Origin of the sequence: Escherichia sp. HH41S (assembly GCF_009820115.1) — a bacterium.
GTDB lineage: Bacteria > Pseudomonadota > Gammaproteobacteria > Enterobacterales > Enterobacteriaceae > Escherichia > Escherichia coli_F.
Map to the genome: position 1 here is coordinate 106,737 of NZ_VNXE01000015.1, position 15,155 is coordinate 121,891.

The window sequence follows — 15,155 nt, forward strand, 5'->3', positions numbered from 1 at the left end:
GCAATGGATAATGCAGAACTCGCCATTGGTATCGATCTCGGCACTACCAATAGTTTAATTGCCGTCTGGAAAGACGGTGCCGCGCAATTAATTCCAAATAAGTTCGGTGAATATTTAACACCATCCATCATTAGTATGGATGAAAATAATCATATTTTAGTCGGAAAACCCGCTGTATCACGGCGCACTTCGCATCCGGATAAAACGGCAGCGTTATTTAAACGTGCAATGGGCAGTAATACCAACTGGCGGTTAGGCAGCGACACATTTAACGCGCCAGAACTTTCCTCTTTGGTCTTACGTTCATTAAAAGAAGATGCCGAAGAATTTCTGCAACGTTCTATTAAAAATGTGGTGATCTCTGTTCCGGCTTATTTCAGCGATGAACAACGCAAGCATACCCGTTTAGCAGCGGAGCTAGCCGGGTTAAATGCGGTACGCTTAATTAATGAACCCACAGCAGCTGCGATGGCTTATGGCCTGCATACTCAACAAAATACCCGCTCTCTGGTGTTTGATCTCGGTGGCGGCACGTTTGACGTCACGGTGCTCGAATACGCCACGCCGGTGATTGAAGTTCACGCCTCCGCTGGCGACAACTTTCTTGGCGGCGAAGATTTTACTCATATGCTGGTGGATGAAGTTTTAAAACGCGCCGCAGTGGCTAAAAACATGCTCAACGAAAGTGAGCTGGCAGCCCTGTACACCAGCGTGGAAGCGGCAAAATGCAGCAATCAATTACCGCTGCAAATTAGCTGGCAGTATCAGGAAGAAACGCGTGAGTGCGAATTTTACGAGAACGAACTGGAAGATTTGTGGTTGCCGCTGCTCAATCGCTTGCGAGTGCCGATTGAACAGGCGTTGCGCGATGCACGTCTGAAGCCAAGTCAAATCGACAGTCTGGTGCTGGTTGGTGGCGCATCACAAATGCCGCTGGTGCAGCGAATCGCCGTGCGTCTGTTTGGCAAATTGCCATATCAAAGTTACGACCCGAGCACCATTGTCGCGCTGGGCGCAGCGATCCAGGCTGCCTGCCGCTTACGCAGCGAAGACATTGAAGAAGTGATCCTCACCGATATTTGCCCCTACTCCTTAGGTGTTGAAGTTAACCGCCAGGGCGTTTCCGGCATTTTCTCACCGATTATTGAACGAAACACCACTGTACCGGTGTCGCGTGTAGAAACTTACTCGACCATGCACCCGGAACAGGATTCAATTACGGTTAACGTCTATCAGGGAGAAAACCACAAAGTTAAAAATAACATTCTGGTAGAATCCTTCGATGTGCCGTTGAAGAAAACCGGGGCTTATCAGTCGATTGATATTCGCTTTAGTTATGATATCAACGGGTTGCTTGAAGTTGACGTGCTTCTGGAAGACGGCAGCGTTAAGTCCAGAGTCATTAACCACAGCCCGGTAACGTTAAGTACCCAGCAAATTGAAGAGAGTCGGGCAAGGTTATCCGCATTAAAAATTTATCCGCGCGATATGCTTATCAACCGTACCTTTAAGGCCAAACTGGAAGAGTTGTGGGCGCGGGCGCTGGGTGACGAGCGAGAAGAGATCGGCCGGGTGATCACCGATTTTGATGCGGCGTTGCAGTCAAACGATATGGCCCGCGTCGATGAAGTTCGGCGACGGGCGAGCGATTATTTGGCTATTGAGATCCCTTAAACACGGCTGCCGGATGCGGCATAAACGCTGCATCCGGCATCGGCGCAAAAAACACATCCTCAGCTAAACAACATCGCGATTTTTCCGAGAGCATAACCTATCACCAGCACCGTTAAGCTGATTTTGATAATGCTGGTAATGCTCTGTGGTTTTTCATCCTCATCATTTTTTTCTTCGTGGTTTTCAGGTGTTGGCTCATCGACATCTTCATCCTCCGGCTCGAGTTTCACTTTCGTCAACAGCATCCGCGTGATAATGGCCTCTAATGGATGAGCATCTCCACCTTCCAGCCTTGTATTAAGACGGGCCAGCATCTCTTGTTTCGGGAACGCTTCCAGCACAACCTGTTCCGCTACACGATACAAATCCAGTAACGGTGAATCTTGTTCTGTCTCGCTACCGACTCTCGATTTCCACCATGCCCATGCTTTGCGCTTGAAGAATAACGACTCAATAAACGATTGACCTAACGGCGATAATTTTCCGCTATGTAAAATTTCCGCCCATAACAGCCTCGTCCGGGCGCTCTCACCAGGAACATATTTCAGCGGCTTACCTTGCGCATCAACCATGCTTCGCGCTTCGATAACCATCACTAACAGCGCGAAGTAATCCGGGCAATGTTGCGCACTCCACTGCAGTAATAAATTATCGGCTTGTGTAGATGGATAACTTTCCCAGTAACCACAGAGATCGGCAAGCATGCTTTCACCCTCGCCGCAGTATAACCGTTGCGCACACTGGTAATATCGGGCATCTTCACTTTCTGGTTCTTCCGTTTGCCACTGTTGCGCTACAGAAATGAGTTCCGCCATACCTGTTTGCACCGAGCTATACCAGCGCAACAATTTGCGATGCAACTTCGCATCATCGGGAATGAACCACGGACCTTCCATCGCCAAAAACGCAGTGACATAGTCAGGGTGATAACGGCAGCAGCGTTCCAATGCGAAGTAATACTCAACAGTCTGGTTCTGCAACGCGACGGGATATTCCAGAAGGCTTAGAAAATCGAAACAATCCCCGGCCTGAATGGCCTCAAGAAAAGCCTCCCGTTCTTCCTCGTCCATGCCTTCACTTTCATTAAATGAATGCCAGTTCAAACGCTCTGCCAGCAAAGAAGCACAATTTAATGAAAGATATCGCGCTTCTGTAGCGATTGCACACAGCGGCCAGCGTAATTGATCGACATCCTCCATGTTCCAGGTATTTAATTGCTGAATAAATTTCTGCCAGGCGGAGGGCTGAAAACGATCGCTTTCCGAAGCCAGTAAGGTTCTGAACGCTTTCAGTGCTTCGTGCTCTTCTGCAAGATTTTTCTCGTCATCAGCATTTTTTTCGTCCGGATTGACAGCCAGTCGCAGCGCCTCTTCATAGGCCTGGCGTAATGCTTTAAACCCCTGCGGATCGGTTTCGGGATGACACAACGGTAAGCGAGCAAGATAAGCCTGGCGGATAATGTCTATTTGCGTCGTGCTTTCAATTTCGAGGATTTGCCAACATGTTTTCATAGGTCGCTCACATCCTTAAGCGTTACCGGGCATTCAGGCTGGACAATTAATGGCTGCCAGGGAAGCGTGGCATAGAAACGATCGCTTCCCGCTGCCAACTCCTCGAACATCCGACTCCCGGCGTTATCGTATTTGTACAGGGTTAGCGCCTCGCGTAGCGAAGCGTTGTCTTCACACTGGGAAGATTGCCAGTAGAGACGTCCTAATGAATAGGCGGCAAAATAGTGAATCCAGCTGTGATAATAATGGTGAGCTCGTACATAAACGCGCGATTGCAGCCATAAACTCTCTTCTTCCGTCAGCCAATTGTTGAGCACACCGACCCGCGATAAAAACCCCATCCGCACATAATCCCAGGCTTTGATTCCCCCTTCCCCACAACACATAGCGGTTTGGGCAACGAATTGGGTATAAATCAACCCTCTCTCCGAGCCGCCAGCAATTAATGTTTTCCACTCTTCAGGGGAAGAGCGATGCCATGTCAGATATAAGCCAGCTAAATCATTGGCATGACCATCATCGGTCATCTGATAAATAGTCTGAATTAAATCATCACGATTATTTATTCCCCAGGATGATGAGAGATCGAATTCTTTTATCCCAGTATACATTTTTGGCGAGTCATGCGCTGGCTTGCAACCCTGATTAAGTATTTCCATGGGTGCAGAAAGCGCAAAAAGAAGATATTGTTCTTCCTTATTCATTTGTTAATAATCCCTTAAGTGCATTAACTGACTACTTTTTTATTATCGATGAGTATAAACTTGACGTTTTCAAAATAAAAGAAAATAGAAGTATTCATGCATGAATAAAAAATTAATATATATATTCGCAATATTTATAGTTGCGGCAATTACCTGTATTAGCCAACCCAACAAAACGACCCTGCGCGATAAAGCTATGACGAATTATGTCTTTGATTATTTAAGCTCACCGGGCAGTCTTCCGTTTACCACGGCAGCAACAGAGCTTTCCGCCATTCATGGTCACTCAACGTCGCAATATAGACTTGGCGAATTTTATCTTCATGGTAGCGATGGTAAGCCTCTGGATTATACAAAGGCGAGATACTGGTATGAGCAATCAGCGGAACAGGAAAATCCACGCGCGCAAAGTCAACTGGGATGGATCTACCTGAAAGGTTTGGGAGTCAATCCCGATACCCGTAAAGCAATTCTCTGGTATAAGGAAGCAGCTGAACAAGGGCATGTTCATGCACAATACACGTTGGGTTTGATCTACAGAAACGGCACGGGCATTAGCACCAACAATTATGAAGCTCGCAAATGGTTAGAACTGGCGGCAGAGCAACATTATAAAAATGCGGAAAGATTACTTGCAGAGCTTCCCGCACATTAACGTCGACTGTCACCCGAACAGATGGAGTATTTTCCCTATCAAACCGGCAAAGATAAAAATGTAGAAAATAATTTTGATGACGCCCAGGCAGCCCGGCCCACCATCGTCAACGGGCATCGACTGCGGTTGCGGCTCCGGTTCGACGGTTTGCTTCTCGGTAAAATTTGCCGCCTGAATTAATAATCGACGAATTATTAATGCGTCCAGAGGACAACGATCTTCTGCATCAAGGCGGGCGACGATCGGCATCAATGATTCTTCTGTAGGTTGGCTGGTCTGCACTAATTGTTTCGCAACTAAATATAATGTCCATAAGGGATGCTGTGTATCACGCGTGAGTGAGATTCGCGGCTTACGCCCTTTGTGCAAAACCATCTCAACCAGAGAACGCCCCAGCGCAGAGAGTTTTTCATCACTGAGTATTTCGTATAAATGAAAACGCGTACGAGCACTGTCACCAGGGACATAAAGTAACGGTTTCCCCTGATCGTTAACCAGTTCACGTGCTTCAATCATCATCACGACTAACGGGTAATAATCGACCCGATGCTGACGGCACCATTGCAACATTAAAGCATCCGCCTGGGTGGAGGGATACTCGCGCCAGTAGTCACAAAGTTCTGCCAGCAGGCTTTCGCCTTCTCCACAATAGACGCGTTGCGCGTATTCATAATAACGCGCATCTTCATTATCAGGTTCAGCTTCCCGCCACGACCGGGCGTAATCCAGAAGTTCGGGGATATCCAGACGGCTTGTGCTATACCAGCGGAGTAAATTTCTGTGCAAATTTGCATCATCGGGGATAATCACTGCGCGATGTTGCGCTAAATACAATGTCAGCCATTCTGGATGCGATGACCAAATCCGCGCGAACATTTGGTAAAAATCAATGGTGTCATTTTGTACGGCAACGGGCAGATGCAGAATGGTCTGGAAGTTAAAAACATTCCCCTTCGCAATGGCATATAAAAAGGATTCCAGTTCTTCTTCGTCTATTTCCCCGACGTTTTCCTCCTGCAACCACCGCAATCTTTCTGCTAATAACACCACGCACTCGAAGGATAAATGGGCAGTGTTCATGGCTATTGTGCACAGCGACCAGCGTAATTCATCAATATCTTCCATCGAGCAATAATTTAATTGCTGAATGAATCGCTGCCAGGCAGAGGGCAGAAAACGTTCGCTATCAGAGGCGAGTAACGCACGAAAGGCGAGCAGAATTTCATGTTCTGCAACTTCATGTTCTTCTGGTTGCCAAACAGATTTAGCAGGCGACTGCGCAATCCGTAGCGCGTCCTCATACGCCTGACGAAGTTGTTTAAAACCCTGCGGATCGGTTTCTGGATGAAAGGACGGTAACAGCGCCAGATAAGCGCGGCGGATAATATCGACGTCAGTCGTTTCCTCTATTTCGAGAATCTTCCAGCAATTTTTCATAGATCGCTCATATCCTTAAGCGTTTCCGGGCATGCAGAATAGTAAGCCAATGGTTGCCAGGACAAGGTAGGGTAATACGCATCATCACTGGCAAATAATTGATAAAACATATCATTGCCGGAATCGTCGTATTCTTTACGCGCTAAAAATTCACGTAATAACTGAAGATTATCATCTTCGGGAGACTGCCAATATTGCCGACCAAAGGTATAACCGGCAAAGTATTGCTGCCAGTTACTATAATAACGTAGCGCCCGTAGATGAATGCGCGACTGGATCCATAGACTTTCTTCTTCGCTCAACCAGTTATTAAGTACGCCCATTCGGCTTAAAAAACCCATCCGGACATAATCCCAGGCTTTGATTCCCCCTTCGCCACAGCATTCGGCGGTGCTGGCGACAAATTGCGCATAAGCCTGACCTTGCTCATTTAGTTCAGCAAGATAATCACGCCATTCACATGGAGAATAACGAAACCAGCGGTGATAAAGCCCTGCCAACCGAGCGGCATGACCGTTATCGATCATTCGGTGAATTGTACGCAGCAGGTCATCACGGTCATCAATTCCCCATGAGGAAGAAAGGTCAAAAAAGCATGTACCTAAATACATTTTGGGGGATGAATGCGAAGGTAAACAGCATTCATTGCGTATTTCCATCGGAGTGGAAAGTGCAAACAATATTTTTTGCGACTCCATGTCCATATAATTTATCCTTAAACATTCATTTAATGAATGTAAACTACATTGCGAGACTCAGTTATTTATACTTTTCTGACGCAACATAATACGCATAAAATAAGGCTTACGCAAAAATGGAATACATAAAAATATAATATGTTTTATCTACAACCATAAGGAAATGATAATGATTTTTACGTCAAGTTGCTGCGATAATTTATCAATAGATGAGATTATCGAACGTGCTGAAAAAGGCGATTGCGAGGCTCAATATATTGTTGGGTTTTATTATAATCGCGATAGCGCAATTGACTCTCCGGACGACGAAAAGGCCTTTTACTGGCTGAAGCTGGCCGCTGAGCAAGGTCATTGTGAAGCACAATATTCCTTAGGGCAAAAGTATACCGAGGATAAAAGCCGGCATAAAGATAATGGGCAAGCCATCTTTTGGCTGAAAAAAGCAGCCCTACAAGGGCATACTTTCGCTTCCAACGCCCTTGGCTGGATACTGGATCGTGGAGAAGACCCCAACTATAAAGAAGCGGTTGTCTGGTATCAGATAGCCGCGGAGAGCGGAATGTCTTATGCGCAAAATAATCTTGGGTGGATGTACAGAAATGGCAACGGAGTCACACAAGATTATGCGCTGGCATTTTTCTGGTACAAACAAGCTGCATTGCAAGGCCATAGTTACGCACAAGACAATCTGGCCGATCTTTATGAAGACGGTAAAGGTGTTGCCCAAAACAAAGCTCTTGCCGCATTCTGGTATTTGAAAAGCGCACAGCAAGGTAATCGGCACGCTCAATTTCAAATTGCGTGGGATTATAACGCTGGCGAAGGGGTTGACCAGGACTATAAGCAAGCAATGTACTGGTATCTGAAGGCTGCCGCTCAGGAAAGCGTCGGCGCTTACGTTAACATCGGCTATATGTATAAACACGGTCAAGGCGTTGAGAAGGATTATCAGGCCGCCTTTGAATGGTTTACGAAAGCCGCTGAATGCGATAATGCCACTGCCTGGTATAACCTTGCCATTATGTATCATTACGGAGAAGGAAGACCTGTCGATCTCCGACAGGCTCTCGACCTGTATCGTAAAGCTCAGTCATCCGGTACCAGGGATGTCAGTCAAAAAATCCGTGAGATTGAAGATTTATTGTAGAGATAAAAACAAGGGCCGGGGAATTTTATTCGGCCCATATTCTCTTTATTGCTGTTTGAAATCAGACCATTAAGGCTCGAACGGGCGTCTCTGGAACTGATCATGACCACATTTCGGGCATAGCGTCAGCACTTCCGGTGTGTAGATTGGGAGATGGAAGTGACATTTCTCGCAGACCAGATTCCCCAGACCTACGACTTCCCCGCTGTGATAAACCCCGTGATGATTGAGATCCTGGAAAACTTCGCGCCACTCAAGTTGCGTTTTATCGGTAATGTCCGCCAGTTCCTGCCAGAGGCTTTCTTTAATCACCCGCATAAAGACGCTGTCAGATTCTTCTTTCAGGCTCTCTTCATAGCTCATGGCGAACTCTTCCAGGTCACGTCTGATAGCTCGCGTCAGCTCATCAACCTCGGTTCGCGTTAACTCCCCTGTTTTTATTACGCGCTCGCGCGCCTGTTCCACCAGTGCGTCGATATCACGTTCGCCATTACGCAGGCGTTCGCTCAGTGACGCGACCAGTTCACGGTAATATTGAGCAACCTTGTTCATCGTTTCATCTCCCGGGTCGTTAACTGACTATAATAATAGACGTTCTTTGTTCCTTGCTTTGCTATTACGCCCACAAACTCTGTAAATTAATGTATGAATAATCCGGGCATCATTTCAACGTCGAGTGCGCGAAAGGCTGTTTTGACGCGGACGTTTGGGCTATGCTATGCGGATCTGAAAAACCACCTCTAACGCTACTTTTGTAGCCGTATTGAAAACAGGACCACTGGCTGCCATGCAAGAGCAATACCGCCCGGAAGAGATAGAATCCAAAGTACAGCTTCATTGGGATGAGAAGCGCACATTTGAAGTAACAGAAGACGAGAGCAAAGAGAAGTATTACTGCCTGTCTATGCTTCCCTATCCTTCTGGTCGACTACACATGGGCCACGTACGTAACTACACCATCGGTGACGTGATCGCCCGCTACCAGCGTATGCTGGGCAAAAACGTCCTGCAGCCGATCGGCTGGGACGCGTTTGGTCTGCCTGCGGAAGGCGCGGCGGTGAAAAACAACACCGCACCGGCACCGTGGACGTACGACAACATCGCGTACATGAAAAACCAGCTCAAAATGCTGGGCTTTGGTTATGACTGGAGCCGCGAGCTGGCAACCTGTACGCCGGAATACTACCGTTGGGAACAGAAATTCTTCACCGAGCTGTATAAAAAAGGCCTGGTATATAAGAAGACTTCTGCGGTCAACTGGTGCCCGAACGACCAGACCGTACTGGCGAACGAACAGGTTATTGACGGCTGCTGCTGGCGCTGCGATACCAAAGTTGAGCGTAAAGAGATCCCACAATGGTTTATCAAAATCACCGCTTACGCTGACGAGCTGCTCAACGATCTGGATAAACTGGATCACTGGCCAGACACCGTTAAAACCATGCAGCGTAACTGGATTGGTCGTTCCGAAGGCGTAGAAATCACTTTCAACGTTAACGACTATGACAACACGCTGACCGTTTACACTACCCGCCCGGACACCTTTATGGGTTGTACCTACCTGGCGGTAGCGGCAGGTCATCCGCTGGCACAGAAAGCGGCGGAAAATAATCCTGAACTGGCCGCCTTTATTGACGAATGCCGTAACACCAAAGTTGCCGAAGCTGAAATGGCGACGATGGAGAAAAAAGGCGTCGATACTGGCTTTAAAGCGGTTCACCCATTAACGGGCGAAGAAATTCCCGTTTGGGCAGCAAACTTCGTATTGATGGAATACGGCACGGGCGCAGTTATGGCGGTTCCGGGTCACGACCAGCGCGACTACGAGTTTGCCTCTAAATACGGCCTGAATATCAAACCGGTTATCCTGGCAGCTGACGGTTCTGAGCCAGATCTTTCTCAGCAAGCCCTAACTGAAAAAGGCGTGCTGTTCAACTCTGGCGAGTTCAACGGTCTTGACCATGAAGCGGCCTTCAACGCCATCGCCGATAAACTGACTGCGATGGGCGTTGGCGAGCGTAAAGTGAACTACCGCCTGCGCGACTGGGGTGTTTCCCGTCAACGTTACTGGGGCGCGCCGATTCCGATGGTGACGCTGGAAGACGGTACTGTAATGCCGACCCCGGACGACCAACTGCCGGTGATCCTGCCGGAAGATGTGGTGATGGACGGCATTACCAGCCCAATCAAAGCTGATCCTGAGTGGGCGAAAACCACCGTTAACGGTATGCCAGCGCTGCGTGAAACCGATACTTTCGACACCTTTATGGAGTCCTCCTGGTACTATGCGCGCTACACTTGCCCTGAGTACAAAGAAGGTATGCTGGATTCCGAAGCGGCCAACTACTGGCTGCCGGTGGATATCTATATTGGTGGTATCGAACACGCCATTATGCACCTGCTCTACTTCCGCTTCTTCCATAAACTGATGCGTGATGCAGGCATGGTGAACTCTGACGAACCAGCAAAACAGTTGCTGTGTCAGGGTATGGTGCTGGCAGATGCCTTCTACTATGTTGGCGAAAACGGCGAGCGTAACTGGGTTTCCCCAGTTGATGCTATCGTTGAACGTGACGAGAAAGGCCGTATCGTGAAAGCGAAAGACGCGGCAGGCCATGAACTGGTTTATACCGGCATGAGCAAAATGTCCAAGTCGAAGAACAACGGTATCGACCCACAGGTGATGGTTGAACGTTACGGCGCGGACACCGTTCGTCTGTTTATGATGTTTGCTTCTCCGGCGGATATGACTCTCGAATGGCAGGAATCCGGTGTGGAAGGGGCTAACCGCTTCCTGAAACGTGTCTGGAAACTGGTTTACGAGCACACTGCAAAAGGTGATGTTGCAGCACTGAATGTCGACGCGTTGACTGAAGATCAGAAAGCACTGCGTCGCGATGTTCATAAAACTATCGCTAAAGTGACCGATGATATCGGCCGTCGTCAGACCTTCAACACCGCGATTGCGGCAATTATGGAGCTGATGAACAAACTGGCGAAAGCACCGACCGATGGCGAGCAGGATCGCGCCCTGATGCAGGAAGCGCTGCTGGCGGTAGTCCGTATGCTTAACCCGTTCACCCCGCACATCTGCTTCACGCTGTGGCAGGAACTGAAAGGCGAAGGCGATATCGACAACGCGCCGTGGCCGGTTGCTGACGAAAAAGCGATGGTGGAAGACTCCACCCTGGTGGTGGTGCAGGTTAACGGTAAAGTCCGTGCCAAAATCACTGTTCCGGTGGACGCAACGGAAGAACAGGTTCGCGAACGTGCTGGCCAGGAACATCTGGTAGCAAAATATCTTGATGGCGTTACCGTGCGTAAAGTGATTTACGTACCGGGTAAACTCCTCAATCTGGTCGTTGGCTAAGCGCGGGAGGAAGCGTGCGATATCTGGCAACATTGTTGTTATCTCTGGCGGTGTTAATCACCGCCGGGTGTGGCTGGCATCTGCGTGACACCACGCAGGTTCCTTCCACTATGAAGGTCATGATCCTGGACTCAGGCGATCCGAACGGGCCATTAAGCCGTGCGGTGCGTAACCAGTTACGTCTGAATGGTGTCGAGTTGCTTGATAAAGAAACCACGCGTAAGGACGTTCCATCCCTGCGTTTGGGTAAAGTGAGCATCGCGAAAGATACCGCATCGGTATTCCGTAACGGTCAAACAGCAGAGTATCAGATGATCATGACGGTTAATGCGACCGTGTTGATCCCCGGCCGTGACATCTACCCGATTAGCGCCAAGGTCTTCCGTTCGTTCTTTGATAACCCGCAAATGGCGTTAGCGAAAGATAACGAACAAGACATGATCGTAAAAGAGATGTACGACCGTGCTGCCGAACAGCTGATTCGTAAGCTGCCAAGCATCCGTGCTGCGGATATTCGTTCCGATGAAGAACAGACGTCGACCACAACGGATACCCCGGCAACACCTGCACGCGTCTCCACCACGCTGGGTAACTGATGATTCGGTTGTACCCAGAACAACTCCGCGCGCAGCTCAATGAAGGGCTGCGCGCGGCGTATCTTTTACTTGGTAACGATCCTCTGTTACTGCAGGAAAGCCAGGACGCTATTCGTCAGGTCGCTGCGGCACACGGATTCGAAGAACACCACACTTTTTCCATTGATCCCAACACTGACTGGAATGCGGTCTTTTCGTTATGCCAGGCCATGAGTCTGTTTGCCAGTCGACAAACGCTATTGCTGTTGTTACCAGAAAACGGACCGAATGCGGCGATCAATGAACAACTTCTCACACTCACTGGACTTCTGCATGACGACCTGCTGTTGATCGTCCGCGGTAATAAATTAAGCAAAGCGCAAGAAAATGCCGCCTGGTTTACTGCTCTTGCGAATCGCAGCGTGCAGGTGACCTGTCAGACGCCGGAGCAGGCTCAGCTTCCCCGCTGGGTTGCTGCGCGTGCAAAACAGCTCAACTTAGAACTGGATGACGCGGCAAACCAAGTGCTCTGCTACTGTTATGAAGGTAACCTGCTGGCGCTGGCCCAGGCACTGGAGCGTTTATCGCTACTCTGGCCAGACGGCAAACTGACATTACCGCGCGTTGAACAGGCGGTGAATGATGCCGCGCATTTCACCCCTTTTCATTGGGTTGATGCTTTGTTGATGGGCAAAAGTAAGCGCGCGTTGCATATTCTTCAGCAACTGCGTCTGGAAGGCAGCGAGCCGGTTATTTTGTTGCGCACATTACAACGAGAACTGTTGTTACTGGTTAACCTGAAACGCCAGTCTGCCCATACGCCACTGCGTGCGTTGTTTGATAAACATCGCGTTTGGCAGAACCGCCGGGGCATGATGAGTGAGGCGTTAAATCGCTTAAGCCAGCCGCAGTTACGTCAGGCCGTGCAACTCCTGACACGAACGGAACTCACCCTCAAACAAGATTACGGTCAGTCAGTGTGGGCAGAGCTGGAAGGGTTATCTCTTCTGTTGTGCCATAAACCCCTGGCGGACGTATTTATCGACGGTTGATATGAAATCTTTACAGGCTCTGTTTGGTGGCACCTTTGATCCGGTGCACTATGGTCATCTTAAGCCCGTGGAAACGCTGGCGAACTTGATTGGTCTGACGCGAGTCACCATCATCCCTAATAATGTTCCTCCGCATCGTCCCCAGCCGGAAGCAACCAGCGTGCAGCGTAAACACATGCTTGAACTGGCGATTGCCGACAAGCCACTGTTTACTCTTGATGAACGCGAGCTAAAGCGCAATTCTCCCTCTTACACTGCGCAAACACTGAAAGAATGGCGGCAGGAACAAGGGCCAGATGTGCCGCTGGCATTTATTATTGGCCAGGATTCACTGCTCACCTTTCCAACCTGGTACGAATACGAAACGATACTCGACAATGCACATTTGATCGTCTGTCGGCGTCCCGGTTACCCACTTGAAATGGCGCAACCGCAATACCAGCAATGGCTGGAAGATCATTTGACACATAACCCGGAAGATCTCCATCTTCAGCCTGCCGGAAAAATTTATCTGGCTGAAACGCCATGGTTTAACATCTCGGCGACCATCATCCGCGAACGTTTGCAAAACGGTGAATCGTGTGAGGATTTATTGCCGGAACCGGTACTGACTTACATTAACCAACAAGGCTTGTATCGCTGATACCTGTCGTTACGGAGGGCATGATGCGACTGTGGTTAATTCGTCATGGCGAAACGCAAGCGAATATCGATGGTCTGTACAGCGGTCATGCTCCCACACCCCTGACTGCGCGCGGTATTGAGCAAGCGCAAAATCTGCATACGCTGCTACATGGTGTTTCCTTTGACCTGGTTTTATGCAGTGAACTGGAACGGGCACAGCATACCGCGCGACGGGTTCTCAGTGATCGCCAGCTCCCCGTGCAAATCATCCCTGAACTCAACGAAATGTTTTTTGGCGACTGGGAGATGCGACATCATCGCGACCTCATGCAAGAAGATGCCGAAAACTATAGCGCGTGGTGCAATGACTGGCAGCATGCTATCCCCACGAACGGTGAAGGATTTCAGGCATTTTCACAACGTGTGGAACGGTTTATCGCAAGGCTTAGTGAATTTCAGCACTATCAGAATATTTTAGTCGTCAGCCATCAGGGTGTACTGAGTCTGTTAATCGCTCGTTTAATTGGCATGCCTGCCGAGGCTATGTGGCATTTTCGCGTTGACCAGGGGTGTTGGAGCGCCATTGATATCAACCAAAAATTCGCGACGCTACGCGTCCTCAATAGCCGTGCCATCGGGGTCGAGAATACATGACTTTTCTGTTTTTTTACGGGTAAGCCGCAACGACCATTGACAGCCCCGGGCAGGCTGATATTCTCCGCAGCCAGACTTTTTTCGCCAGACACGACTTTGTAGAAATTGTTTTACAAAAATGGCGATGCAATCTGCGGCGCGGGGTGGGATGATAGCCCACTTTCGAAAGCCGATTCGGCGACAATTGTCCCGAAATCGCCTCTGGTTCAGGTATACTGACAGACCATTTTTATCTATTTGATTCACCCAGGGGGAAAACTTGCAGGGTAAAGCACTCCAGGATTTTGTTATCGACAAAATTGATGACCTCAAAGGTCAGGACATCATCGCCTTAGACGTTCAAGGCAAATCCAGCATCACCGACTGCATGATCATCTGTACGGGTACGTCCAGCCGTCATGTTATGTCCATTGCTGACCACGTTGTGCAGGAGTCTCGCGCAGCGGGCCTGTTACCGCTCGGCGTAGAAGGTGAAAACAGCGCCGACTGGATTGTCGTGGATTTGGGCGATGTGATTGTCCATGTCATGCAGGAAGAGAGCCGTCGCCTGTATGAACTGGAAAAACTCTGGAGTTAATGCGTGAAGCTGCAACTTGTCGCCGTGGGAACGAAAATGCCGGACTGGGTACAAACCGGTTTTACCGAGTACCTGCGCCGTTTTCCGAAAGATATGCCCTTCGAGCTGATTGAAATTCCGGCCGGAAAACGCGGCAAGAATGCGGACATCAAGCGCATACTCGACAAAGAGGGTGAGCAGATGCTGGCAGCCGCAGGCAAAAACCGCATTGTCACTCTCGATATTCCAGGCAAGCCCTGGGATACGCCGCAGTTAGCCGCTGAACTGGAACGCTGGAAGCTGGATGGTCGCGACGTCAGTCTGCTGATTGGCGGGCCTGAAGGGTTGTCGCCTGCCTGCAAAGCGGCGGCGGAACAAAGCTGGTCGCTGTCGGCGCTTACCCTTCCCCATCCGCTGGTTCGCGTGCTGGTCGCAGAGAGTCTGTACCGGGCGTGGAGCATCACCACCAACCATCCTTATCACCGTGAGTGATAAGGG

At 49.3% G+C, this 15,155-nt stretch carries 15 protein-coding genes; 10 read left to right on the top strand and 5 right to left on the bottom strand.

Going from position 1 to position 15,155, the window contains the following annotated elements:
- Window positions 1-3: 3 nt before the first annotated feature.
- Window positions 4-1,674: a molecular chaperone HscC gene (gene hscC, locus FQZ95_RS03725; protein ID WP_160529887.1), complete on the top strand. Its 1,671-nt coding sequence runs from the start codon at window positions 4-6 to the stop codon at window positions 1,672-1,674.
- A gap of 59 nt (window positions 1,675-1,733) precedes the next feature.
- On the opposite strand, the gene djlC is transcribed toward hscC, so the two are convergent.
- Window positions 1,734-3,185 carry a co-chaperone DjlC gene (gene djlC, locus FQZ95_RS03730; protein WP_160529888.1) on the bottom strand — a complete coding sequence of 484 codons (1,452 nt, stop codon included), beginning with the start codon at window positions 3,183-3,185 and terminating at the stop codon, window positions 1,734-1,736.
- Window positions 3,182-3,889, bottom strand: a complete 708-nt coding sequence (locus FQZ95_RS03735) for a DUF1266 domain-containing protein (RefSeq protein ID WP_032183623.1) — start codon at window positions 3,887-3,889, stop codon at window positions 3,182-3,184. Before FQZ95_RS03735 ends, djlC begins: the two co-directional genes overlap by 4 nt.
- A gap of 100 nt (window positions 3,890-3,989) precedes the next feature.
- Here FQZ95_RS03735 and FQZ95_RS03740 point away from each other — a divergent pair, with 100 nt between their 5' ends.
- A complete protein-coding gene (locus tag FQZ95_RS03740) occupies window positions 3,990-4,544 on the top strand; it encodes a tetratricopeptide repeat protein (protein WP_160529889.1) in 555 nt (184 codons plus the stop codon).
- Between the two features lie 9 nt (window positions 4,545-4,553).
- Here FQZ95_RS03740 and FQZ95_RS03745 read toward each other — a convergent pair whose 3' ends face one another.
- Both FQZ95_RS03745 and FQZ95_RS03750 read right to left on the bottom strand, forming a co-directional pair.
- The gene (locus FQZ95_RS03745) at window positions 4,554-5,981 is read right to left on the bottom strand and encodes a J domain-containing protein (RefSeq protein ID WP_160529890.1); all 1,428 of its coding nucleotides are present in this window, start codon (window positions 5,979-5,981) and stop codon (window positions 4,554-4,556) included.
- Window positions 5,978-6,685 (bottom strand): DUF1266 domain-containing protein, encoded by a 708-nt coding sequence (locus tag FQZ95_RS03750; RefSeq protein ID WP_103253831.1) that lies wholly within the window; start codon window positions 6,683-6,685, stop codon window positions 5,978-5,980. The genes FQZ95_RS03745 and FQZ95_RS03750 overlap by 4 nt, the downstream gene beginning before the upstream one ends.
- Before the next feature lie 163 nt (window positions 6,686-6,848).
- Here FQZ95_RS03750 and ybeQ point away from each other — a divergent pair, with 163 nt between their 5' ends.
- Window positions 6,849-7,826 carry a Sel1 family TPR-like repeat protein YbeQ gene (gene ybeQ / locus FQZ95_RS03755; RefSeq protein WP_160529891.1) on the top strand — a complete coding sequence of 326 codons (978 nt, stop codon included), beginning with the start codon at window positions 6,849-6,851 and terminating at the stop codon, window positions 7,824-7,826.
- 69 nt (window positions 7,827-7,895) lie between these two features.
- Here ybeQ and FQZ95_RS03760 read toward each other — a convergent pair whose 3' ends face one another.
- The gene (locus FQZ95_RS03760; protein ID WP_001044873.1) at window positions 7,896-8,378 is read right to left on the bottom strand and encodes a zinc ribbon-containing protein; all 483 of its coding nucleotides are present in this window, start codon (window positions 8,376-8,378) and stop codon (window positions 7,896-7,898) included.
- A 235-nt stretch (window positions 8,379-8,613) separates the two neighbouring features.
- Between FQZ95_RS03760 and leuS the strand changes: the two genes are divergently transcribed.
- The 7 genes from leuS to rlmH all read left to right on the top strand — a co-directional run bounded on the left by leuS (window position 8,614) and on the right by rlmH (window position 15,149).
- Window positions 8,614-11,196 (top strand): leucine--tRNA ligase, encoded by a 2,583-nt coding sequence (leuS, locus tag FQZ95_RS03765; protein ID WP_001157890.1) that lies wholly within the window; start codon window positions 8,614-8,616, stop codon window positions 11,194-11,196.
- Window positions 11,197-11,210: 14 nt separating this feature from the next.
- On the top strand, window positions 11,211-11,792 hold the full coding sequence (gene lptE / locus FQZ95_RS03770; RefSeq protein WP_001269673.1) for an LPS assembly lipoprotein LptE: 582 nt from the start codon (window positions 11,211-11,213) through the stop codon (window positions 11,790-11,792).
- Window positions 11,792-12,823 (top strand): DNA polymerase III subunit delta, encoded by a 1,032-nt coding sequence (gene holA, locus FQZ95_RS03775; RefSeq protein ID WP_160529892.1) that lies wholly within the window; start codon window positions 11,792-11,794, stop codon window positions 12,821-12,823. The genes lptE and holA overlap by 1 nt, the downstream gene beginning before the upstream one ends.
- Before the next feature lies 1 nt (window position 12,824).
- Window positions 12,825-13,466 (top strand): nicotinate-nucleotide adenylyltransferase, encoded by a 642-nt coding sequence (gene nadD, locus FQZ95_RS03780; RefSeq protein ID WP_000838896.1) that lies wholly within the window; start codon window positions 12,825-12,827, stop codon window positions 13,464-13,466.
- A gap of 23 nt (window positions 13,467-13,489) precedes the next feature.
- On the top strand, window positions 13,490-14,101 hold the full coding sequence (locus FQZ95_RS03785) for an adenosylcobalamin/alpha-ribazole phosphatase (RefSeq protein ID WP_001241879.1): 612 nt from the start codon (window positions 13,490-13,492) through the stop codon (window positions 14,099-14,101).
- 259 nt (window positions 14,102-14,360) lie between these two features.
- Window positions 14,361-14,678 (top strand): ribosome silencing factor, encoded by a 318-nt coding sequence (gene rsfS / locus FQZ95_RS03790; RefSeq protein WP_001161664.1) that lies wholly within the window; start codon window positions 14,361-14,363, stop codon window positions 14,676-14,678.
- 3 nt (window positions 14,679-14,681) lie between these two features.
- A complete protein-coding gene (rlmH, locus tag FQZ95_RS03795) occupies window positions 14,682-15,149 on the top strand; it encodes a 23S rRNA (pseudouridine(1915)-N(3))-methyltransferase RlmH (protein ID WP_000776104.1) in 468 nt (155 codons plus the stop codon).
- Window positions 15,150-15,155 lie beyond the last annotated feature (6 nt).

What these genes read in the sequence shown, in the direction of transcription:
- hscC (WP_160529887.1), top strand. Translation starts at nt 4, where the DNA reads ATGGATAATGCAGAACTCGCCATTGGTATCGATCTCGGCACTACCAAT.
- djlC (WP_160529888.1), bottom strand. Translation starts at nt 3,185, where the DNA reads ATGAAAACATGTTGGCAAATCCTCGAAATTGAAAGCACGACGCAAATA.
- FQZ95_RS03735 (WP_032183623.1), bottom strand. Translation starts at nt 3,889, where the DNA reads ATGAATAAGGAAGAACAATATCTTCTTTTTGCGCTTTCTGCACCCATG.
- FQZ95_RS03740 (WP_160529889.1), top strand. Translation starts at nt 3,990, where the DNA reads ATGAATAAAAAATTAATATATATATTCGCAATATTTATAGTTGCGGCA.
- FQZ95_RS03745 (WP_160529890.1), bottom strand. Translation starts at nt 5,981, where the DNA reads ATGAAAAATTGCTGGAAGATTCTCGAAATAGAGGAAACGACTGACGTC.
- FQZ95_RS03750 (WP_103253831.1), bottom strand. Translation starts at nt 6,685, where the DNA reads ATGGACATGGAGTCGCAAAAAATATTGTTTGCACTTTCCACTCCGATG.
- ybeQ (WP_160529891.1), top strand. Translation starts at nt 6,849, where the DNA reads ATGATTTTTACGTCAAGTTGCTGCGATAATTTATCAATAGATGAGATT.
- FQZ95_RS03760 (WP_001044873.1), bottom strand. Translation starts at nt 8,378, where the DNA reads ATGAACAAGGTTGCTCAATATTACCGTGAACTGGTCGCGTCACTGAGC.
- leuS (WP_001157890.1), top strand. Translation starts at nt 8,614, where the DNA reads ATGCAAGAGCAATACCGCCCGGAAGAGATAGAATCCAAAGTACAGCTT.
- holA (WP_160529892.1), top strand. Translation starts at nt 11,792, where the DNA reads ATGATTCGGTTGTACCCAGAACAACTCCGCGCGCAGCTCAATGAAGGG.
- nadD (WP_000838896.1), top strand. Translation starts at nt 12,825, where the DNA reads ATGAAATCTTTACAGGCTCTGTTTGGTGGCACCTTTGATCCGGTGCAC.
- FQZ95_RS03785 (WP_001241879.1), top strand. Translation starts at nt 13,490, where the DNA reads ATGCGACTGTGGTTAATTCGTCATGGCGAAACGCAAGCGAATATCGAT.